At 38.0% G+C, this 26,220-nt stretch carries 23 protein-coding genes, 1 tRNA gene, 3 rRNA genes and 1 other RNA gene; 26 read left to right on the top strand and 2 right to left on the bottom strand.

Annotation, left to right across the window (positions count from 1 at the left end; genetic code table 11):
* Window positions 1-119: 119 nt before the first annotated feature.
* Window positions 120-299, bottom strand: a complete 180-nt coding sequence (locus QA539_RS10520; protein WP_283722011.1) for a hypothetical protein — start codon at window positions 297-299, stop codon at window positions 120-122.
* 394 nt (window positions 300-693) lie between these two features.
* Between QA539_RS10520 and QA539_RS10515 the strand changes: the two genes are divergently transcribed.
* The 22 genes from QA539_RS10515 (at window position 694) to rsmI (ending at window position 21,231) form a co-directional block, all read left to right on the top strand.
* Entirely contained in the window at window positions 694-1,062 is a 369-nt protein-coding gene (locus tag QA539_RS10515) for a nuclear transport factor 2 family protein (protein WP_419895195.1), read from the top strand.
* 63 nt (window positions 1,063-1,125) lie between these two features.
* Window positions 1,126-1,218: transfer RNA gene (locus tag QA539_RS10510), tRNA-Ser, on the top strand.
* Between the two features lie 168 nt (window positions 1,219-1,386).
* Window positions 1,387-2,859, top strand: coding sequence for a PTS system trehalose-specific EIIBC component (gene treP, locus QA539_RS10505; RefSeq protein ID WP_120786356.1), 1,473 nt, complete (start codon window positions 1,387-1,389; stop codon window positions 2,857-2,859).
* A gap of 82 nt (window positions 2,860-2,941) precedes the next feature.
* Window positions 2,942-4,579 carry an alpha,alpha-phosphotrehalase gene (treC, locus tag QA539_RS10500; protein ID WP_419895194.1) on the top strand — a complete coding sequence of 546 codons (1,638 nt, stop codon included), beginning with the start codon at window positions 2,942-2,944 and terminating at the stop codon, window positions 4,577-4,579.
* A gap of 49 nt (window positions 4,580-4,628) precedes the next feature.
* A complete protein-coding gene (gene treR, locus QA539_RS10495) occupies window positions 4,629-5,357 on the top strand; it encodes a trehalose operon repressor (RefSeq protein ID WP_283722007.1) in 729 nt (242 codons plus the stop codon).
* A gap of 51 nt (window positions 5,358-5,408) precedes the next feature.
* Window positions 5,409-5,674: signal recognition particle sRNA large type (ffs, locus tag QA539_RS10490), an RNA gene on the top strand.
* Between the two features lie 156 nt (window positions 5,675-5,830).
* Complete coding sequence (gene dnaX, locus QA539_RS10485) at window positions 5,831-7,471, top strand: DNA polymerase III subunit gamma/tau (protein WP_419895193.1); 1,641 nt, start codon at window positions 5,831-5,833, stop codon at window positions 7,469-7,471.
* A gap of 16 nt (window positions 7,472-7,487) precedes the next feature.
* Window positions 7,488-7,808, top strand: a complete 321-nt coding sequence (locus QA539_RS10480) for a YbaB/EbfC family nucleoid-associated protein (RefSeq protein WP_086043586.1) — start codon at window positions 7,488-7,490, stop codon at window positions 7,806-7,808.
* A gap of 1 nt (window position 7,809) precedes the next feature.
* Window positions 7,810-8,406, top strand: a complete 597-nt coding sequence (gene recR / locus QA539_RS10475) for a recombination mediator RecR (protein ID WP_120786360.1) — start codon at window positions 7,810-7,812, stop codon at window positions 8,404-8,406.
* A gap of 240 nt (window positions 8,407-8,646) precedes the next feature.
* Window positions 8,647-9,498 (top strand): patatin-like phospholipase family protein, encoded by an 852-nt coding sequence (locus tag QA539_RS10470; RefSeq protein WP_419895192.1) that lies wholly within the window; start codon window positions 8,647-8,649, stop codon window positions 9,496-9,498.
* Between the two features lie 320 nt (window positions 9,499-9,818).
* Window positions 9,819-11,372, top strand: a 16S ribosomal RNA gene (locus QA539_RS10465).
* A 218-nt stretch (window positions 11,373-11,590) separates the two neighbouring features.
* Window positions 11,591-14,517: ribosomal RNA gene (locus tag QA539_RS10460) — 23S ribosomal RNA — on the top strand.
* 98 nt (window positions 14,518-14,615) lie between these two features.
* Window positions 14,616-14,730 (top strand): 5S ribosomal RNA (rrf, locus tag QA539_RS10455).
* Together the 16S, 23S and 5S rRNA genes form the textbook arrangement of a ribosomal RNA operon.
* Window positions 14,731-14,886: 156 nt before the next feature.
* Window positions 14,887-16,278 carry an aminotransferase class I/II-fold pyridoxal phosphate-dependent enzyme gene (locus QA539_RS10450; RefSeq protein WP_222111898.1) on the top strand — a complete coding sequence of 464 codons (1,392 nt, stop codon included), beginning with the start codon at window positions 14,887-14,889 and terminating at the stop codon, window positions 16,276-16,278.
* Between the two features lie 13 nt (window positions 16,279-16,291).
* Window positions 16,292-16,906: a dTMP kinase gene (gene tmk, locus QA539_RS10445; protein ID WP_219493372.1), complete on the top strand. Its 615-nt coding sequence runs from the start codon at window positions 16,292-16,294 to the stop codon at window positions 16,904-16,906.
* A 33-nt stretch (window positions 16,907-16,939) separates the two neighbouring features.
* A complete protein-coding gene (locus QA539_RS10440) occupies window positions 16,940-17,269 on the top strand; it encodes a cyclic-di-AMP receptor (protein ID WP_086043577.1) in 330 nt (109 codons plus the stop codon).
* A gap of 47 nt (window positions 17,270-17,316) precedes the next feature.
* Window positions 17,317-18,240, top strand: a complete 924-nt coding sequence (locus QA539_RS10435) for a DNA polymerase III subunit delta' C-terminal domain-containing protein (protein WP_219493371.1) — start codon at window positions 17,317-17,319, stop codon at window positions 18,238-18,240.
* A complete protein-coding gene (locus QA539_RS10430) occupies window positions 18,237-19,037 on the top strand; it encodes a PSP1 domain-containing protein (RefSeq protein WP_419895191.1) in 801 nt (266 codons plus the stop codon). The genes QA539_RS10435 and QA539_RS10430 overlap by 4 nt, the downstream gene beginning before the upstream one ends.
* An 11-nt stretch (window positions 19,038-19,048) precedes the next feature.
* Window positions 19,049-19,384, top strand: coding sequence for a DNA replication initiation control protein YabA (gene yabA / locus QA539_RS10425; RefSeq protein ID WP_219493369.1), 336 nt, complete (start codon window positions 19,049-19,051; stop codon window positions 19,382-19,384).
* 38 nt (window positions 19,385-19,422) lie between these two features.
* Window positions 19,423-20,151, top strand: coding sequence for a tRNA1(Val) (adenine(37)-N6)-methyltransferase (locus QA539_RS10420; RefSeq protein WP_419895190.1), 729 nt, complete (start codon window positions 19,423-19,425; stop codon window positions 20,149-20,151).
* The gene (locus QA539_RS10415) at window positions 20,144-20,398 is read left to right on the top strand and encodes a GIY-YIG nuclease family protein (protein WP_219493366.1); all 255 of its coding nucleotides are present in this window, start codon (window positions 20,144-20,146) and stop codon (window positions 20,396-20,398) included. Before QA539_RS10420 ends, QA539_RS10415 begins: the two co-directional genes overlap by 8 nt.
* On the top strand, window positions 20,395-21,231 hold the full coding sequence (rsmI, locus tag QA539_RS10410) for a 16S rRNA (cytidine(1402)-2'-O)-methyltransferase (protein ID WP_419895189.1): 837 nt from the start codon (window positions 20,395-20,397) through the stop codon (window positions 21,229-21,231). Before QA539_RS10415 ends, rsmI begins: the two co-directional genes overlap by 4 nt.
* Window positions 21,232-21,271: 40 nt before the next feature.
* Here rsmI and QA539_RS10405 read toward each other — a convergent pair whose 3' ends face one another.
* Entirely contained in the window at window positions 21,272-21,559 is a 288-nt protein-coding gene (locus QA539_RS10405) for an AbrB/MazE/SpoVT family DNA-binding domain-containing protein (RefSeq protein WP_099482735.1), read from the bottom strand.
* Between the two features lie 296 nt (window positions 21,560-21,855).
* Between QA539_RS10405 and metG the strand changes: the two genes are divergently transcribed.
* From metG to rsmA, 4 genes are all read left to right on the top strand, one after another.
* Entirely contained in the window at window positions 21,856-23,820 is a 1,965-nt protein-coding gene (gene metG, locus QA539_RS10400; protein WP_419895188.1) for a methionine--tRNA ligase, read from the top strand.
* Window positions 23,821-23,834: 14 nt separating this feature from the next.
* Window positions 23,835-24,611 carry a TatD family hydrolase gene (locus tag QA539_RS10395; protein ID WP_219493362.1) on the top strand — a complete coding sequence of 259 codons (777 nt, stop codon included), beginning with the start codon at window positions 23,835-23,837 and terminating at the stop codon, window positions 24,609-24,611.
* Between the two features lie 97 nt (window positions 24,612-24,708).
* The gene (rnmV, locus tag QA539_RS10390) at window positions 24,709-25,254 is read left to right on the top strand and encodes a ribonuclease M5 (RefSeq protein ID WP_419895187.1); all 546 of its coding nucleotides are present in this window, start codon (window positions 24,709-24,711) and stop codon (window positions 25,252-25,254) included.
* Window positions 25,254-26,144, top strand: a complete 891-nt coding sequence (rsmA, locus tag QA539_RS10385) for a 16S rRNA (adenine(1518)-N(6)/adenine(1519)-N(6))-dimethyltransferase RsmA (protein WP_413475493.1) — start codon at window positions 25,254-25,256, stop codon at window positions 26,142-26,144. The genes rnmV and rsmA overlap by 1 nt, the downstream gene beginning before the upstream one ends.
* Window positions 26,145-26,220 lie beyond the last annotated feature (76 nt).

Raw genomic sequence — 26,220 nt, 5'->3', positions numbered from 1 at the left:
CGGACAACCGTTGATTTCACTAGTGTTTGAATTAAATTGAACCAAAGTGAAAAGACGTTTTGGATTGAGTGGGAATAGATTAGAAAGAATCCTTTAATCATAAAGATTAAAGGATTCTTTTATTTCATAAAATACATGATAAACAAATAAGCGATTGTAAAGAACAACGCATTTGTCACGGCAAATTTAAAATTAAAACGATATTCATTCTTTGAGAAGCGATTGATTAACAAAGCTGTGACATAACTTGCTGTGATACAGATAATGAAGATCATGAGTCCGAATAATAATATTTCCATTTGGCACCTCCTGTTTTCTTTATTATAACAAAAGGTGGGATATAGTTTATTTCATGTGAAACGTTTCTTTTCTTAATGATCCTAGACTGACATGTCTTTGTATAAAAGATGAATATAAATCATTTTAATGAATTATTAAGATTTATTTAAGAATTTACGTAGTTTCATTTTTAATGTGAAGGGTATTAACGTATTACAGTCAACAATTACTGCAGTGAGTAAAAGTAGTTTCAGCTAATCGTTATATTAATTAGATGAATGATTATAATAGGCATATATCTTGTGCTGAAGCAGTAACAGAGGTTGCTGCCGATATTAAGTCAGAAGAATAACAAAGAGGCCATAATTGGCCTCTTTATTTATAATATTTTTTATATTGTATAGGAGCGATATTATGCCGATGACGGAGAAAAAGTTACATGAGATTTATAGAATGTTGGTCGATGGTATGATTGAAAAGGATACGCATTCAATCGATAGGATTATGATGGATGGCAGTCATATTATACATATTACCGGGTATAAGCAGAAGAAATGCGAATGGCTCCATGCTGTTCAATCGGAAACGATGAAATATTATAGTGTTCGTGAAGAGTTCCTGGAAATCATTTATAGAGAAAAAACGGCACGTGTTATTGCGCGTAATTTAGTGGATGCAAGAACTGATGGCTATCGCATTGTTTGGCCATTGGAACTGACGATATTTTTAGCGAAATTCGGAAAAGAATGGATGATTAGTAACATAGAGACTAAAATGTATTAAAATATTGATCGTGAATTATTGACAGCATCCTTGATATATTATATTATTGATATTGTCTTATTTGGAGGAATACCCAAGTCCGGCTGAAGGGATCGGTCTTGAAAACCGACAGGGGCTTAACGGCTCGCGGGGGTTCGAATCCCTCTTCCTCCGCCATTATTTTGACAATTAAACTTTTATATATTGAAGACCTTAACATTATGTTAAGGTCTTTTTTTACTTATATCTATCGTCAATGTATTTTGAAAACCCTTTCATAAAACCTTTACATACTTGTATAGACAGAGTACAATGTTAGCATATTAAGAAAAGGGGATGGAACATATGGCAGTCAACAGACAAGATGTAAAAGATATTATAAAAGCCATTGGTGGAAAAGAAAATGTTAATGCCGCAACGCATTGTGTTACGAGATTAAGATTAGTATTAGATGATGATAATAAAGTAGATAAGTCAGCTCTAGATAAAATTAGTTTAGTTAAAGGATCGTTCGCAGCAAATAACCAGTTCCAAATTGTTATCGGCCCTGGTACTGTAGACGAGGCATATAAAGTATTTGTAGATGAGACGGGTGTCGGCGAGAGTTCAAAAGAAGAAGTTAAAACAGCAGCAGCAGAGAAGATGAGTCCGATTCAAAAGTTGATAAAAACATTAGGTGATGTATTTATTCCATTACTTCCTGCGATCGTAACAGCGGGTCTATTACTTGGTTTATCAAATTTATTATTAGAAGCTGGTGCAATTTATAAAGGGAAAGCTGTAGTTGATGTATACCCACAAATAAAAGGTATTGCAGAAATCATCAAGTTGATAGCTGTAACTCCATTCCACTTCTTACCTGCATTAATCGGTTGGAGTGCGATGCGTGTGTTTGGGGGCAGTCCGATTCTTGGATTAGTATTAGGTTTAGTGTTAGTTAACCCTGCACTTGCTTCACAATACGGATTAGCGGATGCGAAAACAGGTAAACTTGTTGAAATTCCAACTTGGGATGTATTTGGATTGAAAGTTCAACAATTAAACTATGCAGCCCAAGTATTACCAATCTTAATTGCAACGTGGTGTTTAGCACAAGTTGAGCGTTTCTTAAATAAACGTGCACATGATTCAATTAAGATGTTAGTCGTAGGACCTGTTGCATTATTGTTAGTAGGTTTCTTATCATTTATAATCATTGGGCCAGTTGCATTCTGGTTAGGTAACCAAATTACTGGCGCAATTCAATTTATCTTTGAACAAGCTGGATGGTTAGGCGGATTAATTTATGGACTAGTTTATGCTCCGCTTGTTATCACGGGGTTACATCACATGTTCTTAGCGGTAGACTTCCAGCTGATGAGTTCTAAATTAGATGGAACATATTTATGGCCAATCTTAGCAATTTCTAATATTTCTCAAGGGTCTGCAGCGTTTGCAGCATGGTTCTTATATAAACGTAAGAAGATGGTTAAAGAACAAGGTTTAGCATTTACTTCAGGTATTTCTGGATGGTTAGGTGTAACAGAGCCTGCAATGTTTGGTGTAAACATCCCACTGAAATATCCATTTATTGCGGCAGTAATAACTACGGGTCTTGTTGGTGCATTATTTGGTTCTCAGCAACTATTGGGTAAAGTCGGTGTTGGTGGTGTCCCTGGTATTATGAGTATTAATAGCGGGTTTAAAGGCACGTTCTTAATCGGTATGCTTATCGCGATGGTATTGCCGATGATTTTAACATTAGTATTCTCAAACTTTGCGAAGAAGAAGATGGGCGATGATATTGCAGAACCGATTGTTGCAGATAAAAAGTTATAGGACTTACATTATACCGAACAACTTGTAAATACATGTTGTTCGGTATAAAATTATATAAATACTTTAAGTTAGGGGTAATACAATGGCGGTAACAGATTGGAGAAAGTCGGTTGTCTATCAGATTTATCCTAAATCATTTAACGACACAACAGGAGATGGACAAGGAGATATCAATGGAATTATCGAGAAACTGGATTATTTAAAGCATCTAGGTATTGATTATATATGGCTTACTCCGGTTTATCATTCCCCGATGAACGATAACGGTTACGATATTAGCGATTATTATGAGATTAATCCTGAATTTGGAACTAAGGAGGATTTCAGGCGCTTGTTAGATGAAGCCCATGCACGTGGTATCAAGATCATGTCTGATATTGTCATCAATCATACATCTACCCATCATAATTGGTTTGTAGAATCACGCAAATCTAAAGATAATCCTTACCGAGATTATTATATTTGGAAAGATGGGTCGAAAGACAACCCTCCAACGAACTGGGAATCCAAGTTTGGGGGTAATGCATGGCAATACGATGAATTATCAGGACAATATTACTTACGACTGTTCGATGTGACACAGGCTGATTTGAACTGGGAGAATGAATCGCTACGTAAAGAAATTTACGATATGATTAACTACTGGATTGATTTTGGGATGGATGGCTTTAGGTTTGATGTTATTAATTTGATTTCAAAAGGGACATTCAAAGATTCTGTTAAGATAGGTAAAGAATTTTATACAGATGGCCCTCGAGTACATGAATTTTTGCATGAATTAAATCGCAATACGTTCGGTGATAAAGAAGGATTTATGACAGTAGGCGAAATGAGTTCCACGACATTGGAGCATTGTATTCGCTATACAAGGCCAGATCGTCAAGAATTGAGCAGTGTCTTTAATTTTCATCATTTAAAAGTTGATTATAAAAATGGTGAAAAATGGACGACGATGCCCTTTGATTTTGTAGAATTAAAGCGTATATTATTTCACTGGCAGACGGGGATTTCAAAAGGGAATGGATGGAATGCGATATTCTGGTGCAATCACGATCAACCTCGTGTTGTAAGTCGTTTCGGTAGTGACAAGACGGAAGCAGAACGCGTGAAATCTGCAAAAATGCTGGCAATTGTTCTGCACTTGCTTCAAGGTACGCCTTATATCTACCAAGGAGAAGAGATTGGTATGACAAATCTCTATTTAAATAGTATAGAAGATTATCGTGATGTAGAGTCATTAAATGCTTATCAAATCATGAAAGCAGAAGGACGCTCAGAAAATGAGATTCTAAAGGTGCTTCAAGATAAATCAAGAGATAATTCAAGGTCTCCGGTACAATGGGATGATAGTAAGTATGCAGGGTTTACAACGAATGAACCTTGGATTAAGGTCGCAGATAATTATCAACAGATAAACGTTGAGAAAGCTTTAAAAGATGAAAATTCTATCTTCTATACTTACCAAAAACTGATAAAATTAAGACATGAACGAGATATAATAACTTATGGAGAAGTGAAACCGTTATTAGAAGAACATAAACAGTTATTTGTTTATGAGAGAACACTGGGTAATCAAATTTTATTTGTTGTTGCAAACTTTAGTGAAGAACCTGCAGAACTACCAGTATCATTTGATCTAGAAGGCGAAGTGCTAATAACAAATAACGATAATGTATCGCATAAAATAAAGCCGTATCAAGCATTTGCCATTCTTCGATAATGCATTTCCCTAATCTGAAAACAATATTTTAGATATAGAGGTGAAAGAATTGAACAGCAATAAGTACAGAAAGATCTATCAGGACTTAAGCGGAAAGATCATCAACGGAGAATATAAAGAAGGTGCACAACTACCTTCCGAAAACTTGCTCGTACAAAGTTATGGTGTATCAAGAGAAACAGTACGTAAAGCATTGAGCCTGCTTCAAACTAATGGTTATATACAAAAGTTAAAAGGAAAAGGTTCAATAGTTATTTATAATCAAGCAATGAATTTCCCTGTTTCTCAACTCATCAGCTTCGAAGAAATTAAGCATTCATTGAATATGGATTATAATACGGTTGTAGAATCTTTTGAAACTGTAAGAGCAAAAGATCATAAATCTGTTCAAGAAGCTTTGAATTTAGGCGATGATACAGAGTTGTATCGTGTAGTACGAAGTAGAAGAGATAAAGAGCGTGTTAATATTATTGATACTGATTATTTCATTAAATCGATGATGCCAGGATTAAATGAGGAAATAGCACAGCACTCAATCTATGATTATATTGAGAAACGACTAGGACTTTTAATCTCATATTCGAAGAAAGCAATTACTTTTGAGCCTATGACAGACGATGATCTTGAATTGTTTAAAGAAACTATGCCCCCATATGCAGCGGTTGTTCGTTCGGTTGTACACTTGGAAGATGCGTCTGCATTCCAATACAATGTATCCAAGCATAGAGCGAGTGAGTTTAAATTTGTAGACTTCTCAAGACGTACGATAAGAAAATAGTATAACGAAATAGTTGCAATAACTATGAGAAATATAGTATTATTAACTTTGCCGTGCTAAGTGGGGAGGTAGCGGTTCCCTGTACTTACAATCCGCTTAGGTAAGACCTAATTCCTTTGCTGAGGGTAATGAGTTGTGAGGTCTGACCTGAACACGTAGTGTTGAGAGAGCGGTCCTAGTCAATATAAACCCACGAATCATGTCAGGTCCGGAAGGAAGCAGCATTAAGTGGTCATTTGTATGTGGCTAGGGCAGCCGTTCTTGAGCTGTCGATTTAGGTAACGCTTGTGCTTGTTATTCGAAGTGAAGGTGCACGGTTTTAATTTAAAATAATACATTTATTATAGATAAAGTATCGGAACAATTGTTTCGGTACTTTTTTTAATATACTCAGAATATCATTATCGTTTTTATATGATGCTGATATTTTCAATGTTATAATTAATATTATTATATTTTTGGAGGGAACCCTTTTGAGTTATCAAGCGTTATATAGAGTGTTCAGATCTCAGTCATTCGAAGAGGTTGTCGGACAAAAACATGTTACTACGACATTAAAGAATGCAATTCAAAAGAATAAGATTTCCCACGCCTATTTATTTAATGGCCCGAGAGGAACAGGCAAGACAAGTATCGCTAAGATATTTGCAAAAGCCATTAATTGTACCGTGAGTACAGATGGCGAGCCGTGTAATTCTTGTGATACGTGTGTCTCAATTACGAAAGGAACAAACTCAGATGTCATTGAGATTGATGCTGCGAGTAATAACGGTGTTGATGAAATTCGTAATATAAGAGATAAAGTAAAATATGCACCAGGTGAATCTACATATAAAGTCTATATTATCGACGAAGTTCATATGCTGACAACAGGTGCATTCAATGCATTATTGAAGACATTAGAAGAACCACCTGCTCATGCTGTTTTTATTCTTGCTACAACGGAACCACATAAGATTCCTGCGACAATTATTTCAAGATGCCAACGGTTTGATTTTAAAGCAATTTCTGTTAATGATATCGCTGAACATCTTGCTTACGTCTGTCGAACAGAAGAGATTAAGTATGATGAAGATGCCTTGAATTTTATTGCGACAACTGCTGAAGGTGGTATGCGGGATGCGCTGAGTATACTTGATCAGGCAATTGCATTTGGAACTGAGGCATTGACTTTAGAACATGTCCATAGTGTCACTGGAAGTGTAGGGCGTGAAGACTTCTTTGAACTTACGGATTATATAATCACACATGACGTTAAAGAAGCGTTCAAACAATTTCATCGCTTATTGTCTGAAGGAAAGGAAACGACACGTTTAGTAAATGATTTAATTTATTTTTTAAGAGATATTATTATGGATTATGCAGCAGACAATAAAGGAGACGAAAGTATTTATCAGCTTGATATAGGATTACTGTATGAGATGATAGATAAAATAAACGATACATTAGTATCTATGCGTTTTGCAGTAAATACGAATGTTCACTTTGAGGTGCTGATTGTTAAACTGTCGGAACTTATTAAACGTAGACAAGGTGCTACACAAAGTGTTGTTCAAGTTGATACTTCGCACTTAGAAAAGCGTCTACAACAACTTGAAAAGCAAGTCGCAAGTGGAATTCAAAGTGCTCCCGTGCAAGCGTCCAGACCAAAAAAAGAACAAAAACGTTCGAAAAATGCATTTTCAATGCGTCAAATTGAAACGGTGCTGGATCATGCAAATCGACAGGATTTAAACTATTTGAAGCAGAATTGGCATACATTGATTCAGCACGTGGAAAACGAGGGGAAGAAAGCGCTAGTAAGCCTTCTAAAAAATTCTGAGCCTGTTGCTGCAAGCAGCACGCACGTATTAATTAAATTTGACGAAGAAATTCATTGCGATATGGTTAATAATGATGACGCAAAAAGGGAACAGATTGAGTCAATAGTATACACAATTATTGAAAAACAAGTTAAAATGGTAGGAGTGCCAGGTTCTCAGTGGCTGCAAGTCAGACATAATTATCTGGAGAATAAAAAGCAACCAAAGCAGGAAACGCAGCCTGTGGAAGATGATATTGTTACTCAGGCAGAAAACCTGTTTGGTAAAGATGCAATTAACATTATAGATTAATTAGGAGGAATAAATTATGCGCGGTGGCGGAAATATGCAACAAATGATGAAACAAATGCAAAAAATGCAAAAGAAGATGGCTGAAGAGCAAGAGAAATTAAAAGAAGAAAGAATTGAAGGAACAGCTGGTGGCGGCATGGTTACTGTTGTCGTTTCAGGCCATAAAGAAGTACTTGATGTAATTATCAAAGAAGAAGTAGTAGATCCAGAAGATATCGAAATGTTACAAGACTTAGTATTAGCTGCGACAAACGATGCATTATCTAAAGCGGATGATGTCACAGCGCAACGTTTAGGACAACATACTAAAGGATTAAACATTCCGGGAATGATGTAATATGCATTATCCTGCACCAATTTCTAAATTAATTGATAGTTTTATGAAATTACCTGGAATCGGCCCGAAAACTGCAAGTCGTCTGGCCTTTCATGTGTTAGATATGAAAGAAGACGATGTAGTAGGTTTTGCGAAGGCACTTGTAGATGTGAAGCGTGAATTAACGTATTGTTCAGTCTGCGGACATATTACGGATACAGATCCATGTTATATATGTGAAGATAAGACGCGTGATCAGTCTATGATATGTGTAGTAGAAGAAACTAAAGACGTTATCGCCATGGAGAAGATGCGAGAGTATAAAGGACTGTATCATGTTCTGCACGGTGCGATTTCTCCGATGGAAGGCGTTGGACCTGAAGATATTAATGTCCCTTCATTGCTCACGAGATTGCGTGATGAGCATGTACAGGAATTAATATTAGCAACAAACCCAAATATTGAAGGTGAGTCAACGGCGATGTATATTGCAAGACTCGTGAAACCGATTGGAATTAAAGTGACACGTCTAGCGCACGGTTTACCTGTAGGTGGAGATTTAGAGTATGCGGATGAAGTGACGTTATCCAAAGCAATAACAGGAAGAACGGAAATCTAGAGAAATCATGAACAAGCATCCTCAATCAATGATTGGGGATGCTTTTTCGAATAGTGCCTAAGTATCAGTGATAATAACCATGTTAGATATATCGTTAAACATCCCAATATAGACGTTATTATGAAGTAAAGATTGATGTATTTGCATTACAAGACAAATATATTAAAAGATTATAGATACTACAATAAGTAATTTTGCATATGGGCTGTTATAATTAATAATTATAATGAGGTGAATAAAATGACAACTGGATTAGTATTAGAAGGCGGCGGTATGAGAGGTATATATACTGCAGGAGTCCTGGATTGTTTTTTAGAGCATGGTATTCAATTTAATTATGTAATCGGTGTTTCAGCAGGTGGGAATATGGCAGCATCTTATCTTTCAAAGCAGAAAGGAAGAAATAAGAAAGTATCATTAGATTTTTTAGATGACAAACGTTACTTATCACTTTCTAACTATATAAAGAATAAAGAGATGTTTGGAATGGATTTTATCTTTGATGAAATACCAAGAGAATATGTACCGTTCAATATGGAAGAGTTTCTTCGATATAAAGGAGAATATGTCATCGCATGTACTAACTGTGAAACCGGAGAAACGGAATATTTTAATAAAGCATATTTAAAAAAAGACTTAATGACGATTCTTCGAGCTTCAAGTTCTTTGCCACTAATGGCACCAATAGTAGAGTACGATGGTAAGAAACTATTAGATGGTGGAGTAACAGACCCGATACCTTTAAGAAAGGCACAGCGCGATGGCATGATCAATAATGTAGTCGTACTCACTAGGCCGAAAGGATATGTAAAACGTTCCAGCCGACTTTCTAAATACTTTAAAGTAAAGGGGTATAAGAAAGTGGATGAAGCGATGCAGAAACGCCCCGCAGTTTATAATGAGACGTTGCAATATATAGACAATCAGGAAAAAAGCGGGCATGCAATAGTAATTCGTCCATCTAAAGATTTAAAAGTAGATCGTATGGAAAAGAATCGCGATAAGCTTTCAGCAATGTACGAATTAGGCTATCATGATGCTCTAGAACAACTTCCTAAGATAAAAGGATGGCTCGACCCAAAAGAAAAGTAAAAACTTTTTAAAAAAAGTAGTGAAAGTGTAATTTTTATGCTTGTTATAGTGCTTAAAACCCTGTATAGTTATATCTTGTCCGGCAGAGATAATTCATACAGGACAAGCGCTTCGAAAGACAACAAAAAACTTTTTAAAAAAGTTGTTGACTTTCGAAAAACAAGAGAGTATAATTAGATCTTGTGAGACGCAAAGAATAACGCAATGAACATTGAAAACTGAATGACAATATGTCAACGTTAATTCCAATAATTTGAGTGATTAAGTTCACTCCCAAGAGTGATTGCCTCAAGCAATCAAAGAGCTTTATCAAGCAATCTATTATGGAGAGTTTGATCCTGGCTCAGGATGAACGCTGGCGGCGTGCCTAATACATGCAAGTCGAGCGAACAGACGAGAGTGCTTGCACTCTCTGACGTTAGCGGCGGACGGGTGAGTAACACGTGGGTAACCTACCTATAAGACTGGGATAACTTCGGGAAACCGGAGCTAATACCGGATAATATCTAGCTTCGCATGAAGCGATAGTGAAAGACGGTTCTGCTGTCACTTATAGATGGACCCGCGGTGTATTAGCTAGTTGGTGAGGTAACGGCTCACCAAGGCAACGATACATAGCCGACCTGAGAGGGTGATCGGCCACACTGGGACTGAGACACGGCCCAGACTCCTACGGGAGGCAGCAGTAGGGAATCTTCCGCAATGGACGAAAGTCTGACGGAGCAACGCCGCGTGAGTGAAGAAGGTTTTCGGATCGTAAAACTCTGTTGTAAGGGAAGAACAAGTACGTTAGTAACTGAACGTACCTTGACGGTACCTTACCAGAAAGCCACGGCTAACTACGTGCCCGCAGCCGCGGTAATACGTAGGTGGCAAGCGTTATCCGGAATTATTGGGCGTAAAGCGCGCGTAGGCGGTCTCTTAAGTCTGATGTGAAAGCCCCCGGCTCAACCGGGGAGGGTCATTGGAAACTGGGAGACTTGAGTGCAGAAGAGGAGAGTGGAATTCCATGTGTAGCGGTGAAATGCGCAGAGATATGGAGGAACACCAGTGGCGAAGGCGGCTCTCTGGTCTGTAACTGACGCTGAGGTGCGAAAGCGTGGGGATCAAACAGGATTAGATACCCTGGTAGTCCACGCCGTAAACGATGAGTGCTAAGTGTTGGGGGGTTTCCGCCCCTCAGTGCTGCAGCTAACGCATTAAGCACTCCGCCTGGGGAGTACGGTCGCAAGACTGAAACTCAAAGGAATTGACGGGGACCCGCACAAGCGGTGGAGCATGTGGTTTAATTCGAAGCAACGCGAAGAACCTTACCAAATCTTGACATCCTTTGACAACTCTAGAGATAGAGCTTTCCCCTTCGGGGGACAAAGTGACAGGTGGTGCATGGTTGTCGTCAGCTCGTGTCGTGAGATGTTGGGTTAAGTCCCGCAACGAGCGCAACCCTTATCTTTAGTTGCCATCATTAAGTTGGGCACTCTAGAGAGACTGCCGGTGACAAACCGGAGGAAGGTGGGGATGACGTCAAATCATCATGCCCCTTATGATTTGGGCTACACACGTGCTACAATGGATGGTACAAAGGGCAGCAAAACCGCGAGGTCAAGCAAATCCCATAAAACCATTCTCAGTTCGGATTGTAGTCTGCAACTCGACTACATGAAGCTGGAATCGCTAGTAATCGTAGATCAGCATGCTACGGTGAATACGTTCCCGGGTCTTGTACACACCGCCCGTCACACCACGAGAGTTTGTAACACCCGAAGCCGGTGGAGTAACCTTTTAGGAGCTAGCCGTCGAAGGTGGGACAGATGATTGGGGTGAAGTCGTAACAAGGTAGCCGTATCGGAAGGTGCGGCTGGATCACCTCCTTTCTAAGGATAATTACGGAAACAGACCCTCAGGTCTGTAGGAATTGACATTGACATATTGTATTCAGTTTTGAATGTTTATACATTCAGATTGTACTTTGAAAACTAGATAAAGTAAGAAGATATAAAGATTTTACCAAGCAAAACCGAGTGAGTTCATATTTGAATTCTTGAAAAAATCGCGCGTCTGCATTTATGCAGACATCACAATATTAATAACAGATTAAGTTATTAAGGGCGCACGGTGGATGCCTTGGCACTAGAAGCCGAAGAAGGACGTTACTAACGACGATATGCTCTGGGGAGCTGTAAGTAAGCTTTGATCCAGAGATTTCCGAATGGGGAAACCCAGCATGAGTTATGTCATGTTATCCATATGTGAATACATAGCATATGAGAAGGCACACCCGGAGAACTGAAACATCTAAGTACCCGGAGGAAGAGAAAGAAAATTCGATTCCCTTAGTAGCGGCGAGCGAAACGGGAAGAGCCCAAACCAGAGTGCTTGCACTCTGGGGTTGTAGGACACTCAATACGGAGTTACAAAGGAATAGTTTAGACGAATGACTTTGGAAAAGTCAGCCATAGAAGGTAAAGGCCCTGTAGTCGAAAAGTTATTCTCTCCTGAGTGGATCCCGAGTACGGCGGAACACGTGGAATTCCGTCGGAATCCGGGAGGACCATCTCCCAAGGCTAAATACTCTCTAGTGACCGATAGTGAACCAGTACCGTGAGGGAAAGGTGAAAAGCACCCCGGAAGGGGAGTGAAATAGAACCTGAAACCGTGTGCTTACAAGTAGTCAGAGCCCGTTAATGGGTGATGGCGTGCCTTTTGTAGAATGAACCGGCGAGTTACGATTTGATGCAAGGTTAAGCAGTATATGTGGAGCCGTAGCGAAAGCGAGTCTGAATAGGGCGAATGAGTATCAGGTCGTAGACCCGAAACCAGGTGATCTACCCATGTCCAGGTTGAAGTTCAGGTAACACTGAATGGAGGACCGAACCGACTTACGTTGAAAAGTGAGCGGATGAGGTGTGGGTAGCGGAGAAATTCCAATCGAACCTGGAGATAGCTGGTTCTCTCCGAAATAGCTTTAGGGCTAGCCTCGCATGATGATTACTGGAGGTAGAGCACTGTTTGGACTAGGGGCCCCCCTCGGGTTACCGAATTCAGACAAACTCCGAATGCCAGATAATTTAATGCGGGAGTCAGACTGCGGGTGATAAGGTCCGTAGTCGAGAGGGAAACAGCCCAGACCACCAGCTAAGGTCCCAAAATATATGTTAAGTGGAAAAGGATGTGGCGTTGCCCAGACAACTAGGATGTTGGCTTAGAAGCAGCCATCATTTAAAGAGTGCGTAATAGCTCACTAGTCGAGTGACGCTGCGCCGAAAATGTACCGGGGCTAAACATATTACCGAAGCTGTGGATTGTCCGTAGGACAATGGTAGGAGAGCGTTCTAAGGGCGTCGAAGCATGATCGTAAGGACATGTGGAGCGCTTAGAAGTGAGAATGCCGGTGTGAGTAGCGAAAGACGGGTGAGAATCCCGTCCACCGATTGACTAAGGTTTCCAGAGGAAGGCTCGTCCGCTCTGGGTTAGTCGGGACCTAAGCCGAGGCCGAATGGCGTAGGCGATGGACAACAGGTAGATATTCCTGTACCACCTAAGATTGTTTGAACGATGGGGGGACGCAGTAGGATAGGCGAAGCGTACTGTTGGTTATGTACGTCCAAGCACTGAGATTGAGTATCGGGCAAATCCGGTACTCACCAAGATCAAGGTGTGATGGGGAGCGAAATTATAGTAGCGAAGTCGTTGATTTCACACTGCCAAGAAAAGCCTCTAGTTAGAAATTAGGTGCCCGTACCGCAAACCGACACAGGTAGTCAAGATGAGAATTCTAAGGTGAGCGAGCGAACTCTCGTTAAGGAACTCGGCAAAATGACCCCGTAACTTCGGGAGAAGGGGTGCTTTTTAGGGTGCAAGCCTTGAAGAGCCGCAGTGAATAGGCCCAAGCGACTGTTTATCAAAAACACAGGTCTCTGCAAAACCGTAAGGTGAAGTATAGGGGCTGACGCCTGCCCGGTCTTCGGAAGGTTAAAAGGAGTGGTTAGCGTATGCGAAGCTACGAATTGAAGCCCCAGTAAACGGCGGCCGTAACTATAACGGTCCTAAGGTAGCGAAATTCCTTGTCGGGTAAGTTCCGACCCGCACGAAAGGCGTAACGATTTGGGCACTGTCTCAACGAGAGACTCGGTGAAATCATAGTACCTGTGAAGATGCGAGGTTACCCGCGACAGGACGGAAAGACCCCGTGGAGCTTTACTGCAGCCTGATATTGAAATTCGGCACAGCTTGTACAGGATAGGTAGGAGCCTTTGAAGCGTGAGCGTCAGCTTACGTGGAGGCGCTGGTGGGATACTACCCTGGCTGTGTTGACTTTCTAACCCGCGCCACTTATCGTGGCGGGAGACAGTGTCAGGCGGGCAGTTTGACTGGGGCGGTCGCCTCCTAAAGAGTAACGGAGGCGCTCAAAGGTTCCCTCAGAATGGTTGGAAATCATTCGCAGAGTGTAAAGGCACAAGGGAGCTTGACTGCGAGACCTACAAGTCGAGCAGGGTCGAAAGACGGACTTAGTGATCCGGTGGTTCCGCATGGAAGGGCCATCGCTCAACGGATAAAAGCTACCCCGGGGATAACAGGCTTATCTCCCCCAAGAGTTCACATCGACGGGGAGGTTTGGCACCTCGATGTCGGCTCATCGCATCCTGGGGCTGTAGTCGGTCCCAAGGGTTGGGCTGTTCGCCCATTAAAGCGGTACGCGAGCTGGGTTCAGAACGTCGTGAGACAGTTCGGTCCCTATCCGTCGTGGGCGTAGGAAATTTGAGAGGAGCTGTCCTTAGTACGAGAGGACCGGGATGGACATACCTCTGGTGTACCAGTTGTCGCGCCAGCGGCATAGCTGGGTAGCTATGTATGGACGGGATAAGTGCTGAAAGCATCTAAGCATGAAGCCCCCCTCAAGATGAGATTTCCCAACTTCGGTTATAAGATCCCTCAAAGATGATGAGGTTAATAGGTTCGAGGTGGAAGTACAGTGATGTATGGAGCTGACGAATACTAATCGATCGAAGACTTAATCAATTTTATAGATTTTTTATTCGGGATTGCCGGGTAGAATCTAATATATCTTACTTACTTTATCTAGTTTTGAAAGTATAAACTATTTATTCTTTCATTTGTCTGGTGACGATGGCAGAGAGGTCACACCTGTTCCCATACCGAACACAGAAGTTAAGCTCTCTAGCGCCGATGGTAGTTGGTCTTACGATCCGCGAGAGTAGGACGTTGCCGGGCAATATATAAATGGATGCGATGAGCCGCACATTGGGGACCTGTTAGGTCTCTTTTTTTTATGTCTTAATTTAAGTGAAATTATTTGCTTCTTTATATTCGAAGTCAATTTTATTGTGAGATATAATAGTATAGATAGAGATAACCAAAAGAGGGATGATGAACTTGAATACTCCTATATTGAATCAAATGAAAACGCACTTTGAAAATTTGGAGCCTATTTCATTGCATGTACCGGGTCATCATTATAATACGATTGGTCATCTGAGTGAAGTCCAATTTAAATATGATGTGACGGAGATAGAAGGGATGGATGATTATCATCATCCTGAATCGATAATTCTTGAAAGTGAAAAGAAATTAACGAGAAATCAATTATACGAATCTAAATACTTAGTTGGAGGTACAACGAGTGGTATTTTGTCAGCAATATTAGGATTCTTACATAAATCTCAGCATGTAGATGGGTATCGTATTGCGATTATGAGGAATGCACATAAATCTATAATTAATGCTATCAATATAGCAAAAGCAAATACTTATATACTTCCTACAAAAATTTCTGAGGCTACAAATGAATATTCAGGTGTAGACTTAGATCAAGTTAATCATGATATTCTAAAAAATGTAGAAGTAGTTGTATTAACTTATCCTAACTATTTTGGAGAAACATATCATATAAAAAAAGTTATAGAATTTTTTCGATCAAGAAATATTGTTACTATAATAGATGAAGCTCACGGTGCACATTTTGATATTTCTACTTCTTTTCCAAGTTCATCTATTAACTATGGCGCAGATATCATTGTGCAGTCATATCACAAAACATTACCAGCCTTTACGATGAGTTCAGTGATGCATATTAGAAAAGATAACCTATATATTGAAGATGTGTGGCGTATGTGTTCGATACTTCAATCTTCTAGTCCATCTTATATGTTAATGTTAGGATTAGAGCACGCGCATCAATTCTACTTGGATTATGATGAGATGCTGTTTTTCCATAGGCGTCAAGAATTGATTGATACGTTTAGAAAAAAGGGATTTCAGGTGATTACTCCTAGTGATCCTTTAAAATTAATGATAACCCATCAAGAATTCTCAGGGTTTCAAATTGCTGAATTATTAGCACAGCATCATATATACACGGAGTTAAGCAACGGAAAATTTTCACTGATTATCCTCCCTTTATGGCATAATGGGGATAGATATCCATTTAAAACGTTATTGGAAAGAATAAAACAATTAAAGATTGAACATGTTGCTTTAAAGGATATTATCATAAAAGAAAATGATATTTTATTAAACAAAAATAGTTCAGATGGTGTTATTAATTATCGAACGCAATCTGATTTAAAAAAATGGATTCCTATAAGTGAAAGTGAGGGATATTTTTCGGTCCAGCCAATCGTGCCATATCCACCAGGGATACCTTTAATTATGCAAGGAGAAGAGATTAAAAAAGCTGCGATTGAGGGCTTAGCACAGTATATATCTAATGGTGGAAAGGTACACGGCATTAAAGAAGGAAATATTTTAGTTTATCAATAGTTAGGAGAAGATTATGTCTTATTTTATAACAATCGAAGGGCCAGAAGGTTCTGGAAAAACAACGGTAATCAAAGCGATCGCTGATCAATTAATAGCGCGCTTTGATGTGGTTTGCACAAGAGAACCTGGAGGTATAAAAATTAGTGAGGACATTCGAAAGATATTGCTAGATGAAGCGAATGTAATGGATTATCGTACGGAAGCATTATTATTTGCTGCAAGCAGACGGCAACATCTTGTTGAAAAGGTGTTGCCAGCAATTCAAAAAGGGGAAATTGTAATTTGTGATCGTTTTATAGATAGTTCATTAGCATATCAAGGCTATGCTAGAGGGATTGGAATGGATGAAATTCGCTCTATTAATGAATTTGCGATTGAAGGTAAATATCCAGATTTAACATTGTATCTTAAAGTAAGTGCAGAAATCGGTTTAAATCGTATTAAAGATAATTCACGTGAAACAAATCGTCTAGATAAAGAAGCGATTGATTTTCATGAACAAGTAGTTGAAGGATATGATATATTAGCCGCACAGTATCCCGATCGTATTCGTATTATTGATGCTGAACAGTCACCGGAGCAAGTGGTATCAGAAAGTATGAAATGGATTAATCAGTTATTGAATTAATTTATGATATAATTTAATAAAGAGGTGTTTAATATGAAAATGGTAATAGCAATCGTACAGGACCAAGATAGCCAGACGTTATCTGATGAACTAACTAAGCATAACTTTAGAACTACTAAATTAGCATCAACAGGTGGTTTTCTGCGTGCAGGGAATACGACATTCTTATGTGGTGTAGAAGATGAACGTGTTGATGAATTATTGAATCTTATCAATATGAAATGCAGAAATAGAGAGCAGACGATTACGCCAGTTACGCCAATGGGTGGAAACGCCGATGCATATATTCCTTTCCCAGTCGAAGTAGAAGTTGGTGGAGCAACTGTATTTGTTATGCCGATTGAACAATTTCATCAGTTTTAATTAAGCTGCGCTAAGCGGCTTTTTCAATATATTTAAAGGAGTTTAAGATGCAACAACAATTAATGCAAGCAATAAAAAATGATAAGCTCAGTCATGCATATTTGTTTGAAGGTTCTAATAAGCAGGCATTAAAAGAAGAAGCAATCATTTTCGCTTCAGCAATTATTTGTGGCGATGATGAAGTTTGTCATTCTAGAATAGCTGCCCATAATCACTCGGATTTTATTATTATGGAAACTGATGAAGCTACGATAAAAAAAGAGATGATTGAAGAAGTACTTCATAAAATGAACCAAAAGCCGATTGAAGGATCATATAAAGTATATATTATCGTTGATTTTGACAAAGTGACAACACAAGGGGAGAACAGCATTCTTAAATTCCTGGAAGAGCCACCAGGGAATACAATTGCATTATTGTTAACAAGTGCACCAAATGAAATATTGCCAACAATTCATTCGCGATGCCAGCATATTTCAGTACAGAACAGACAGGATATCTCATTAACGTTAAGTGGGCAAGTCCCTACGCCTTTACTAATGACATTATCTAAATTAATGATGAGTGAGGACGAGGCAATTTCTTGGTATACAGAGAAAAATTTTGGAGAAGTTCGAAGCCAGGTTGTAACTTGGCTACAGACATTATTAAATGGGGATATGATGGGGCTTATTCAAGTTTCACAATTACAATCACACATCTCAGAACGCGTATATCAACAAATTGCATTGGATATGGTGCAATTATTTCTGCAGGATATACTATATCTTCAACTGAATGAACAGTCAGTAAGAAGCTATCCTGATTATGAAGTTGCCATACAACGTATCAGTCAAAAAATTACGATTCAACAATCAATTAATATGATAGAAGCAGCGCTTAACGCAAAGCAAAAATTATTACAATATGTAAATGCAACATTAGTGTTTGAGCAGATGGCAATAAAAATTGTAGGTGAGGTTAGAGCATGATAGAAATTATAGGTGTCAAGTTTCACAGAGCTGGGCGTACAGAATATTATAGTCCAGGGCAGGAACAATTTAATAAGAATGAGTATGTCGTAATCAATCATAAGAAACGTGGTATGGAATTAGCACGCGTCGTAATACCTAATAAGGAAGTTAATGAAGATGAAGTTGTGATGCCAGTTGCGGTTATTCATAGAAGAGCGACTGAAGAAGATCTTATAAAGTATGAACAGAACATGGTAGATGCGGATATTGCACTTGAAATATGCAAAAAACACGTTAAAAATCATGAACTCGATATGCGCCTCGTCAATGCAGCTTACACATTAGATAAAGGGAAGATTATATTTAATTTTACTGCAAGCGAACGTGTGGACTTTAGAGAACTTGTAAAAAGTTTAGCATATGATTTGAAAACACGTATAGAGCTTAGACAAATTGGTGTTAGAGATGAGGCAAAGATTTTGGGTGGCATAGGACCTTGTGGTAGAAGTCTATGTTGTGCAACATATCTTGGAGACTTTGAACCTGTATCTATTAAGATGGCGAAAGATCAAAATTTGTCATTAAATCCCACGAAAATTTCAGGCGCATGTGGGCGGTTGATGTGCTGTCTAAAATATGAAAATGATTATTATGAAGAAACAAGAAATAAACTACCGGATATCGGCGCAATTATTGATACACCGCATGGTAAAGGAAAAGTTATCGGACTTAATATCTTAGATGTTACTATGCAGATAAAAGTACCGGAAATTGAAGCACCAATTGAATTCCATATTGACGAAGTAGAAGTTTAGGGGGGCTAGGATTGAATCGAGACGAAATGTTGATGAGACTTTCGCAACTTGAAAAAGACATTAATCAAATTAATGAAAGCTATGATCATTTAAAAACAATGGTTGTAGAACTCATTGAGGAAAATGTCACGTTAAATTTAGAAAACGATAACTTACAGATGTTTATACATGAACCAAAACAAGAAGAGGCTAAAGTACCAAAGAAACATAAAGTACTGCAAAGTAAAGACAATCTTGCAATGCTTTACGCAGAGGGTTTTCATATATGCCCCACTGACTTATTCGGAAAACACCGTGGGGGAGAAGGCTGTATTTTCTGCTTAAATTTATTATCTGATCACAAATAAAAGAGGGCGAAGTGCCTTTTTTTATTAGGGAGGGAAAAATGTTAAAAGAAAACGAACGATTCGATCAGCTTTTGAAAGAAAATCTATCTATCATTCAAAATGATGATGTATTTTCGTTCTCAACAGATGCGTTATTGCTAGCCCATTTCACACAATTACGTGCGAAGGATCAAATAATTGATCTCTGTTCGGGTAATGGGGTTATACCTTTACTCTTGTCGTCTCGTACAAAAATGACTATAGAAGCGATAGAGATTCAAGATGCATTAGTTGATATGGCAGTACGTACAATCCAGTATAATGATTTGATATCTCGAATAAAAATGCATCATATGGATCTTAAAGATGTTGGTAGTACATTCTTACCAAGTCAATTTGATGTCGTTACATGCAACCCACCTTATTTCAGGGAGAATCAATCTTATCAACATTTAAAGGAAGCGCATCGTATTGCACGTCATGAAGTAATGTGTACATTCATGGATTGTGTACGTGCTGCAACCCACCTACTTAAGCAAGGTGGCAAGATGGTAATTGTTCAACGTGCAGATCGATTAGCAGATGTTATTGTGGATATGAGAACCGGAGGCATTGAACCGAAGCGACTCATTCCTATTTACTCCAAAAAATCTAAAACTCAAGCGATTACTGTTATTGTTGAGGGGATTAAAGGTGGTAAACCAGATTTGAAATTACAACCGCCATTTTATATATATAACGATGACGGAACTTATAGTTCAGAGATGAATGGCGTTTATTATGGATAAACACTATATCTATATCCTAAAATGCGCAGATGATTCCCTTTATACAGGATATACAACACATTTAGATAGAAGGTTAGCTGTACATAGTAGCGGAAAAGGTGCAAAATATACAAGGGTAAGGTTACCTGTTGAACGCGTATATGAGGAAAGCTTTGATTCAAAACGAGAAGCTATGCAAAGAGAATATGCGATAAAACAAATGACAAGAGCTCAGAAACTTAAGCTCATAAAAGGAGACTTAGCATGACCGGGGTATTATACTTAGTAGGTACACCAATAGGAAATCTAGAGGATATCACATTTCGAGCGGTTAGAATATTAAAAGAAGTAGATTGTATTTACTGTGAAGACACGCGTGTCACAAGAACTTTGACGATGCATTATAATATTGATACGCCTCTGAAGAGTTACCATGAACATAATAAAAATAAAGTCACCGATCAGCTGATTGAAACATTGGTATCCGGCAATCATATCGCACTTGTATCAGATGCAGGGTTACCACTAATTAGTGACCCAGGTTATGAACTCGTAGTAGAATGTCGTGATAAAGGAATTAGAATAGAAACAATACCTGGTCCAAATGCTGCACTCTCAGCACTTATGACAAGTGGCATTGCTTCATATTCATTTATTTTTGATGGTTTTTTGCCACGTAAAGATAAGGAGAAGAAAAAGAGGTTACAAACTTTAATGGAACTCCCTCATACGGCGATTATATACGAATCACCATTTCGTGTGAAACACACGATTGAAACAATAATGGAAATTGATGCAACAAGAAAAGTATCTATTGCAAGAGAATTAACTAAGAAATTCGAACAAGTAGAAACAGCTAATGTCAAAGAAATTTATAACAAGTTAGACAATGAAATCAACTTGAAGGGTGAATTTGTAATCATAATCGATGCAGTAAGCGAAGCGGATAAAGTACATTGGTGGGCAGAGCTTACGGTATATGAGCATGTGATACATTATATTGAAACAGGTATGCGATCTAAAGAGGCAATCAAACAAGTCGCAGTCGATAGAGATATAAAGAAGAATGAAGTATATGAAATTTATCATATTGAACATTAAAAAAGGTGCCCTGCGGCACCTTTTTTAATGGATATAGTATTTATTTTTCTTCTTGCGCTTCTTTTTCTTCGATTTCTTTAAGTAATTGTGCAATACCTTCTTTACTTAACACAAGTTTACCGCCAGCTAATAGATAGTTATCTTCAGAAACATCGCCTGTCACGGCACAAGTCATGCTAGGTTTATATTTCTTTAAAATAATTTTATCGGCGTCTGTATAAATTTCTAAAGCATCTTTCTCAGCAATATCTAAAATACGTCGTAATTCGATCGGAATAACAACACGTCCTAATTCATCAACTTTTCTTACAATACCTGTAGATTTCATTTTATTTCCTCCATATAATTGTATATTTGATAATATCAGTAAATTCGACACTCGAATTAAATTGTTCGACATTTGTCTTAATTAGAGTGTACTACCTTTTTTTTACAAAGTCAATGGAATAAGGTTATATATATAATTTGTAATGAAATAGTAATGTTTATTAATTATAATTAATATTATTTGATGTTTATTATTTGTATGTTTTTTTAAAACATGTCGAATTGTAAGTATTAGTAATATTGAAAAAAACCTTTATTTTATGTATATTTAATAAGTAAAGACGAGGAGGATTTCATATGACGAACAATACTTTTTACGTTACGACCCCTATTTATTATCCAAGTGGGAAGTTACATATAGGACATGCATATTCAACGGTAGCTGGAGATGCAATTGCACGCTATAAAAGAATGCAAGGCTATGATGTTAAATACTTAACGGGTACAGATGAACATGGTCAAAAGATTCAAGAAAAAGCTCAAGCTGCTGGTAAATCTGAAATTGAATATTTAGATGAAATCATCGCAGATATTCAAGCACTATGGAAAAAATTAGATATCTCTAATGATGACTTCATTAGAACGACAGAAGATAGACATAAAGTTGTGGTAGAAAAAGTATTTGAGAGATTACTGGAGCAAGGGGATATTTATCTAGGCGACTATGAAGGTTGGTACTCTGTACCTGATGAGACGTTCTATACTGAAACGCAACTTGTAGATCCTATTTATGAAGGAGAAAAAATTGTTGGGGGTAAGAGTCCAGATTCTGGGCATCCGGTGCAACTTGTCAAGGAGGAAAGTTATTTCTTTAAGTTGAGTAAATATACAGATCGTTTAATTGAATACTATGATGCACATCCAGACTTCATCCAGCCTGTTTCACGTAAAAATGAAATGCTGAATAATTTCATTAAACCAGGTCTTGAAGACTTAGCAGTATCACGAACTTCATTTGATTGGGGAATTAAAGTTCCATCTAATCCGAGGCATGTTGTTTACGTCTGGATAGATGCGTTAACGAATTATATCTCGGCGCTTGGATATTTATCTGAAGATGAGACAGAATTTAATAAGTACTGGCCTGCTGATGTACATATTATGGCAAAAGAAATTGTGCGTTTCCATACAATTATCTGGCCAGCGTTATTAATGGCGTTAGATTTACCTCTTCCTAAGAAAATTTTTGCTCATGGCTGGATTCTTATGAAGGATGGCAAGATGAGTAAATCTAAAGGAAATGTCGTGGATCCTCATATATTAATCGATCGTTATGGCCTAGATGCCGTTCGTTATTATTTAATGAGAGAGCTGCCATTTGGATCAGATGGTGTATTTACTCCGGAAGCTTTCGTAGATCGTACAAACTTTGATTTAGCCAACGATCTCGGTAATCTGGTAAACCGTACGATAGCCATGATTAACAAATATTTTGACGGTAACCTTACCGGATACAAAGGGCAAATGCATACAGTTGATGCAGAAATTGAAGATCTAGCAGTAGCAACTAAGAAAGCTTATGATAATGCGATGGAAAATATGCAGTATTCAGTTGCTTTACAAGAAGTATGGAAATTAATTTCACGTACTAATAAATATATTGATGAAACAACACCGTGGATTCTTATTAAAGATACGTCCCAAAAAGAACTCTTAGAGAGCGTAATGTATCATCTTGTTGAGAATATTCGCTTTGCAGCGGTATTATTACGTCCATTCTTAACAGAAGCACCATATAAAATCTTTGAACAGTTAAATTTAAAAGATAATGCACTTTATGAATTTGATAGTTTAAACACTTATGGACACATTACGGAACTTAAAGTAGTGGAAAAAGCGACACCGATTTTTCCGAGATTAGATGTAGAAGCAGAAGTGGAATTTATTAAAGGTACAATGCAACCACCTGTATCTAAGAAAAATGAAGCTGAAGGTAAAAGTGAAATCACAATTGATGTATTCGATAAAATAGAATTAAAGGCAGCAACAATTATTGATGCAGATTACGTGAAGAAGGCTAAGAAACTGCTGAAAATTCAAGTAGACTTAGGTAATGAAAAACGCCAAATTGTATCAGGTATTGCAGAATTCTATAATCCAGAGGATATCATTGGCAAAAAAGTAGTAGTCGTTACAAATCTAAAGGCGGTAGAACTACGTGGTGAGAAATCAGAAGGTATGATTCTTTCTGCTGAGAAAGATGGACAATTAACACTTGTAAGCTTACCAAGCACGATTGAAAATGGTTCTATCGTTAAATAAATAGGAGTGATTTTGTGTTAATCGATACACATGTACATTTAAACGCAGACCAATATGATGAAGATTTACAGGAAGTTATTGATAGAGCACGTAAAAATGGAATAGACCGTATGATTGTCGTGGGATTTGATGAAAAAACGATTAAACGGACAATGAAATTAATAGAGGATTATGATTTCGTATACGGTGTTATTGGGTGGCATCCAGTTGATGCTATCGATTTCACTGATGAGTATTACGAATGGATAAAAGAACTTTCAAAACATCCTAAAATTGTTGCGATTGGTGAAATGGGTCTTGATTATCACTGGGATAAGTCTCCAAAAGATATACAAAAAGAAGTATTTAAGCGACAAATTCAACTTGCAAAAGAAGTGAAACTTCCAATTGTTATTCATAATCGTGAAGCAACTCATGATGTAATTGAAATATTGAAATCAGAAAATGCCCAAGAAGTTGGCGGCGTAATGCATAGCTTCAGTGGCAGCCCAGAAACTTGCGATGAAGTATTAAAACTAAACTTTGTTATTTCTTTAGGGGGACCTGTAACGTTTAAAAATGCCAAACAGCCTAAAGAAGTTGCGAAGCATGTACCACTCGATAAACTACTTGTTGAAACAGATGCGCCGTATTTAACACCACATCCTTATCGTGGAAAGCGTAATGAACCGATGCACGTAAAGTTGGTGGCAGAAGAGATTGCGGAACTACGCGGTATCACATTAGAAGAGGTGGCACTACAAACAACAGCTAACGCTGAGAGATTATTTAAAATGGCAAATAGGGATTAAATAACTTTAGCGATAAAGACCACGTATTACTCACGTGGTCTTTTATATATATATAACGTATAATATTTAGTTGTATAAAAGTAAAGGATAGATATATATGAAAATTAACGAAATTATTGTAGTGGAAGGTAAAGATGATACAACACGTGTAAAGCTTGCAGTAGAATGTGATACGCTTGAAACGAATGGTTCTGCTATTAACGAAGAGACCATTGAAGCGATTAGACATGCAGCCGAAGTGAGAGGTGTTATTGTACTTACAGATCCTGATTACCCAGGAAATAAAATCAGGAAGACGATTGAAAGTCAGGTACCTGCAGTAAAGCATGCGTTTATTGATGCTGATATTGCTGTAAGTAAACGTGGTAAGATTGGTATCGAACATGCACCCATTGAAGCAATTCAAGATGCATTAATGCATGTATCAACGCCGTTTGATTATACTTCTGAAACGGTAAGTAAAGCGTTTTTAGTAGATAACGGCTTAATTATCGGTCCTTATGCGAAGGAAAAAAGGAAGCAAGTATGCAAGTACTTAAGAATCGGTTATTGCAATGGAAAGCAATTATTTCATAGACTCAATGCTTTCGGTATAACTGAGCAGGATGTAAAGCAAGCACTATATGATAAAGGAGAGGAATAATGGAATATAACGATATTGCAACACCAACAAGAACGAAACAGTTATTAGATCAATACGGGTTTAAGTTTAAGAAAAGTCTTGGCCAGAATTTTCTTGTGGATACAAATGTCATCAGAAATATAATTGAGGCTGCAGGTATAGATAAGACGTCAGGTGTAATTGAAATTGGTCCTGGAATGGGGAGTTTAACTGAACAATTAGCAAAACACGCGAAACAAGTCTTAGCATTTGAAATAGACCAGCGACTTATACCGATACTAGGAGAAACGTTAAGTCCTTATGATAATGTAACTGTAATCAACGAGGATATATTAAAAGCAGATGTAGCTTCTGCTATAGAAACGTATCTACATCATTGCGATGAAATTTTCGTTGTGGCCAATTTACCTTATTATATTACAACGCCGATATTAATGGGCTTACTGGAAAAAAACTTGAATATTAACAGTTACGTGGTGATGATGCAAAAAGAAGTAGGAGAGCGTTTGTCTGCAGTCCCTTCAACAAAAGCGTATGGTTCATTATCCATTGCAGTGCAGTACTATACGGATGTGAAACGTATTATGGTTGTTCCTAAAGGTGTCTTTATGCCCCCGCCGAATGTAGACTCTCTCGTAGTTAAGCTGACAACATTAGAGAGCCCTCGTGTAGATGTTGAAGACGAAACGTTGTTCTTTAAGTTAACTAGAGGTGCTTTCGTCCAGCGCAGGAAGACAATCTTAAATAACTATATGAGCTTGATACAAGATAGTAAGGAGCACAAAGAACGTATTATTGAATGGCTTGAGGCAAGTGGCGTAGCACCTTCACGTCGTGGAGAGAGCCTTAATTTAAATGATTATGCACAACTTTCAAATAATATGAAAAAGTATCCAGAGTTGGTGATTTAAAACATTGACAACGGAAAATAAAATTGTTAAAATTAAAAATTTTATTGACTATTTTTCATTATAATGCTAAAATGAA

Source organism: Macrococcus psychrotolerans (assembly GCF_038095555.1).
Classification (GTDB): domain Bacteria; phylum Bacillota; class Bacilli; order Staphylococcales; family Staphylococcaceae; genus Macrococcoides; species Macrococcoides psychrotolerans.
Note: the sequence above shows the minus strand (reverse complement) of the source record. Positions and strands in the feature narration are given on the sequence as shown.

Excerpts from the sequence above, each read along its gene's own strand:
- QA539_RS10420 (WP_419895190.1), top strand. The coding sequence starts at position 19,423 with ATGTTAAAAGAAAACGAACGATTCGATCAGCTTTTGAAAGAAAATCTA.
- QA539_RS10440 (WP_086043577.1), top strand. The coding sequence starts at position 16,940 with ATGAAAATGGTAATAGCAATCGTACAGGACCAAGATAGCCAGACGTTA.
- tmk (WP_219493372.1), top strand. The coding sequence starts at position 16,292 with ATGTCTTATTTTATAACAATCGAAGGGCCAGAAGGTTCTGGAAAAACA.
- rnmV (WP_419895187.1), top strand. The coding sequence starts at position 24,709 with ATGAAAATTAACGAAATTATTGTAGTGGAAGGTAAAGATGATACAACA.
- QA539_RS10430 (WP_419895191.1), top strand. The coding sequence starts at position 18,237 with ATGATAGAAATTATAGGTGTCAAGTTTCACAGAGCTGGGCGTACAGAA.
- treP (WP_120786356.1), top strand. The coding sequence starts at position 1,387 with ATGGCAGTCAACAGACAAGATGTAAAAGATATTATAAAAGCCATTGGT.
- QA539_RS10435 (WP_219493371.1), top strand. The coding sequence starts at position 17,317 with ATGCAACAACAATTAATGCAAGCAATAAAAAATGATAAGCTCAGTCAT.
- rsmI (WP_419895189.1), top strand. The coding sequence starts at position 20,395 with ATGACCGGGGTATTATACTTAGTAGGTACACCAATAGGAAATCTAGAG.
- QA539_RS10405 (WP_099482735.1), bottom strand. The coding sequence starts at position 21,559 with ATGAAATCTACAGGTATTGTAAGAAAAGTTGATGAATTAGGACGTGTT.
- QA539_RS10415 (WP_219493366.1), top strand. The coding sequence starts at position 20,144 with ATGGATAAACACTATATCTATATCCTAAAATGCGCAGATGATTCCCTT.
- QA539_RS10450 (WP_222111898.1), top strand. The coding sequence starts at position 14,887 with ATGAACTTGAATACTCCTATATTGAATCAAATGAAAACGCACTTTGAA.
- QA539_RS10520 (WP_283722011.1), bottom strand. The coding sequence starts at position 299 with ATGGAAATATTATTATTCGGACTCATGATCTTCATTATCTGTATCACA.
- rsmA (WP_413475493.1), top strand. The coding sequence starts at position 25,254 with ATGGAATATAACGATATTGCAACACCAACAAGAACGAAACAGTTATTA.
- recR (WP_120786360.1), top strand. The coding sequence starts at position 7,810 with ATGCATTATCCTGCACCAATTTCTAAATTAATTGATAGTTTTATGAAA.
- metG (WP_419895188.1), top strand. The coding sequence starts at position 21,856 with ATGACGAACAATACTTTTTACGTTACGACCCCTATTTATTATCCAAGT.
- treC (WP_419895194.1), top strand. The coding sequence starts at position 2,942 with ATGGCGGTAACAGATTGGAGAAAGTCGGTTGTCTATCAGATTTATCCT.
- QA539_RS10470 (WP_419895192.1), top strand. The coding sequence starts at position 8,647 with ATGACAACTGGATTAGTATTAGAAGGCGGCGGTATGAGAGGTATATAT.
- QA539_RS10515 (WP_419895195.1), top strand. The coding sequence starts at position 694 with ATGCCGATGACGGAGAAAAAGTTACATGAGATTTATAGAATGTTGGTC.
- QA539_RS10480 (WP_086043586.1), top strand. The coding sequence starts at position 7,488 with ATGCGCGGTGGCGGAAATATGCAACAAATGATGAAACAAATGCAAAAA.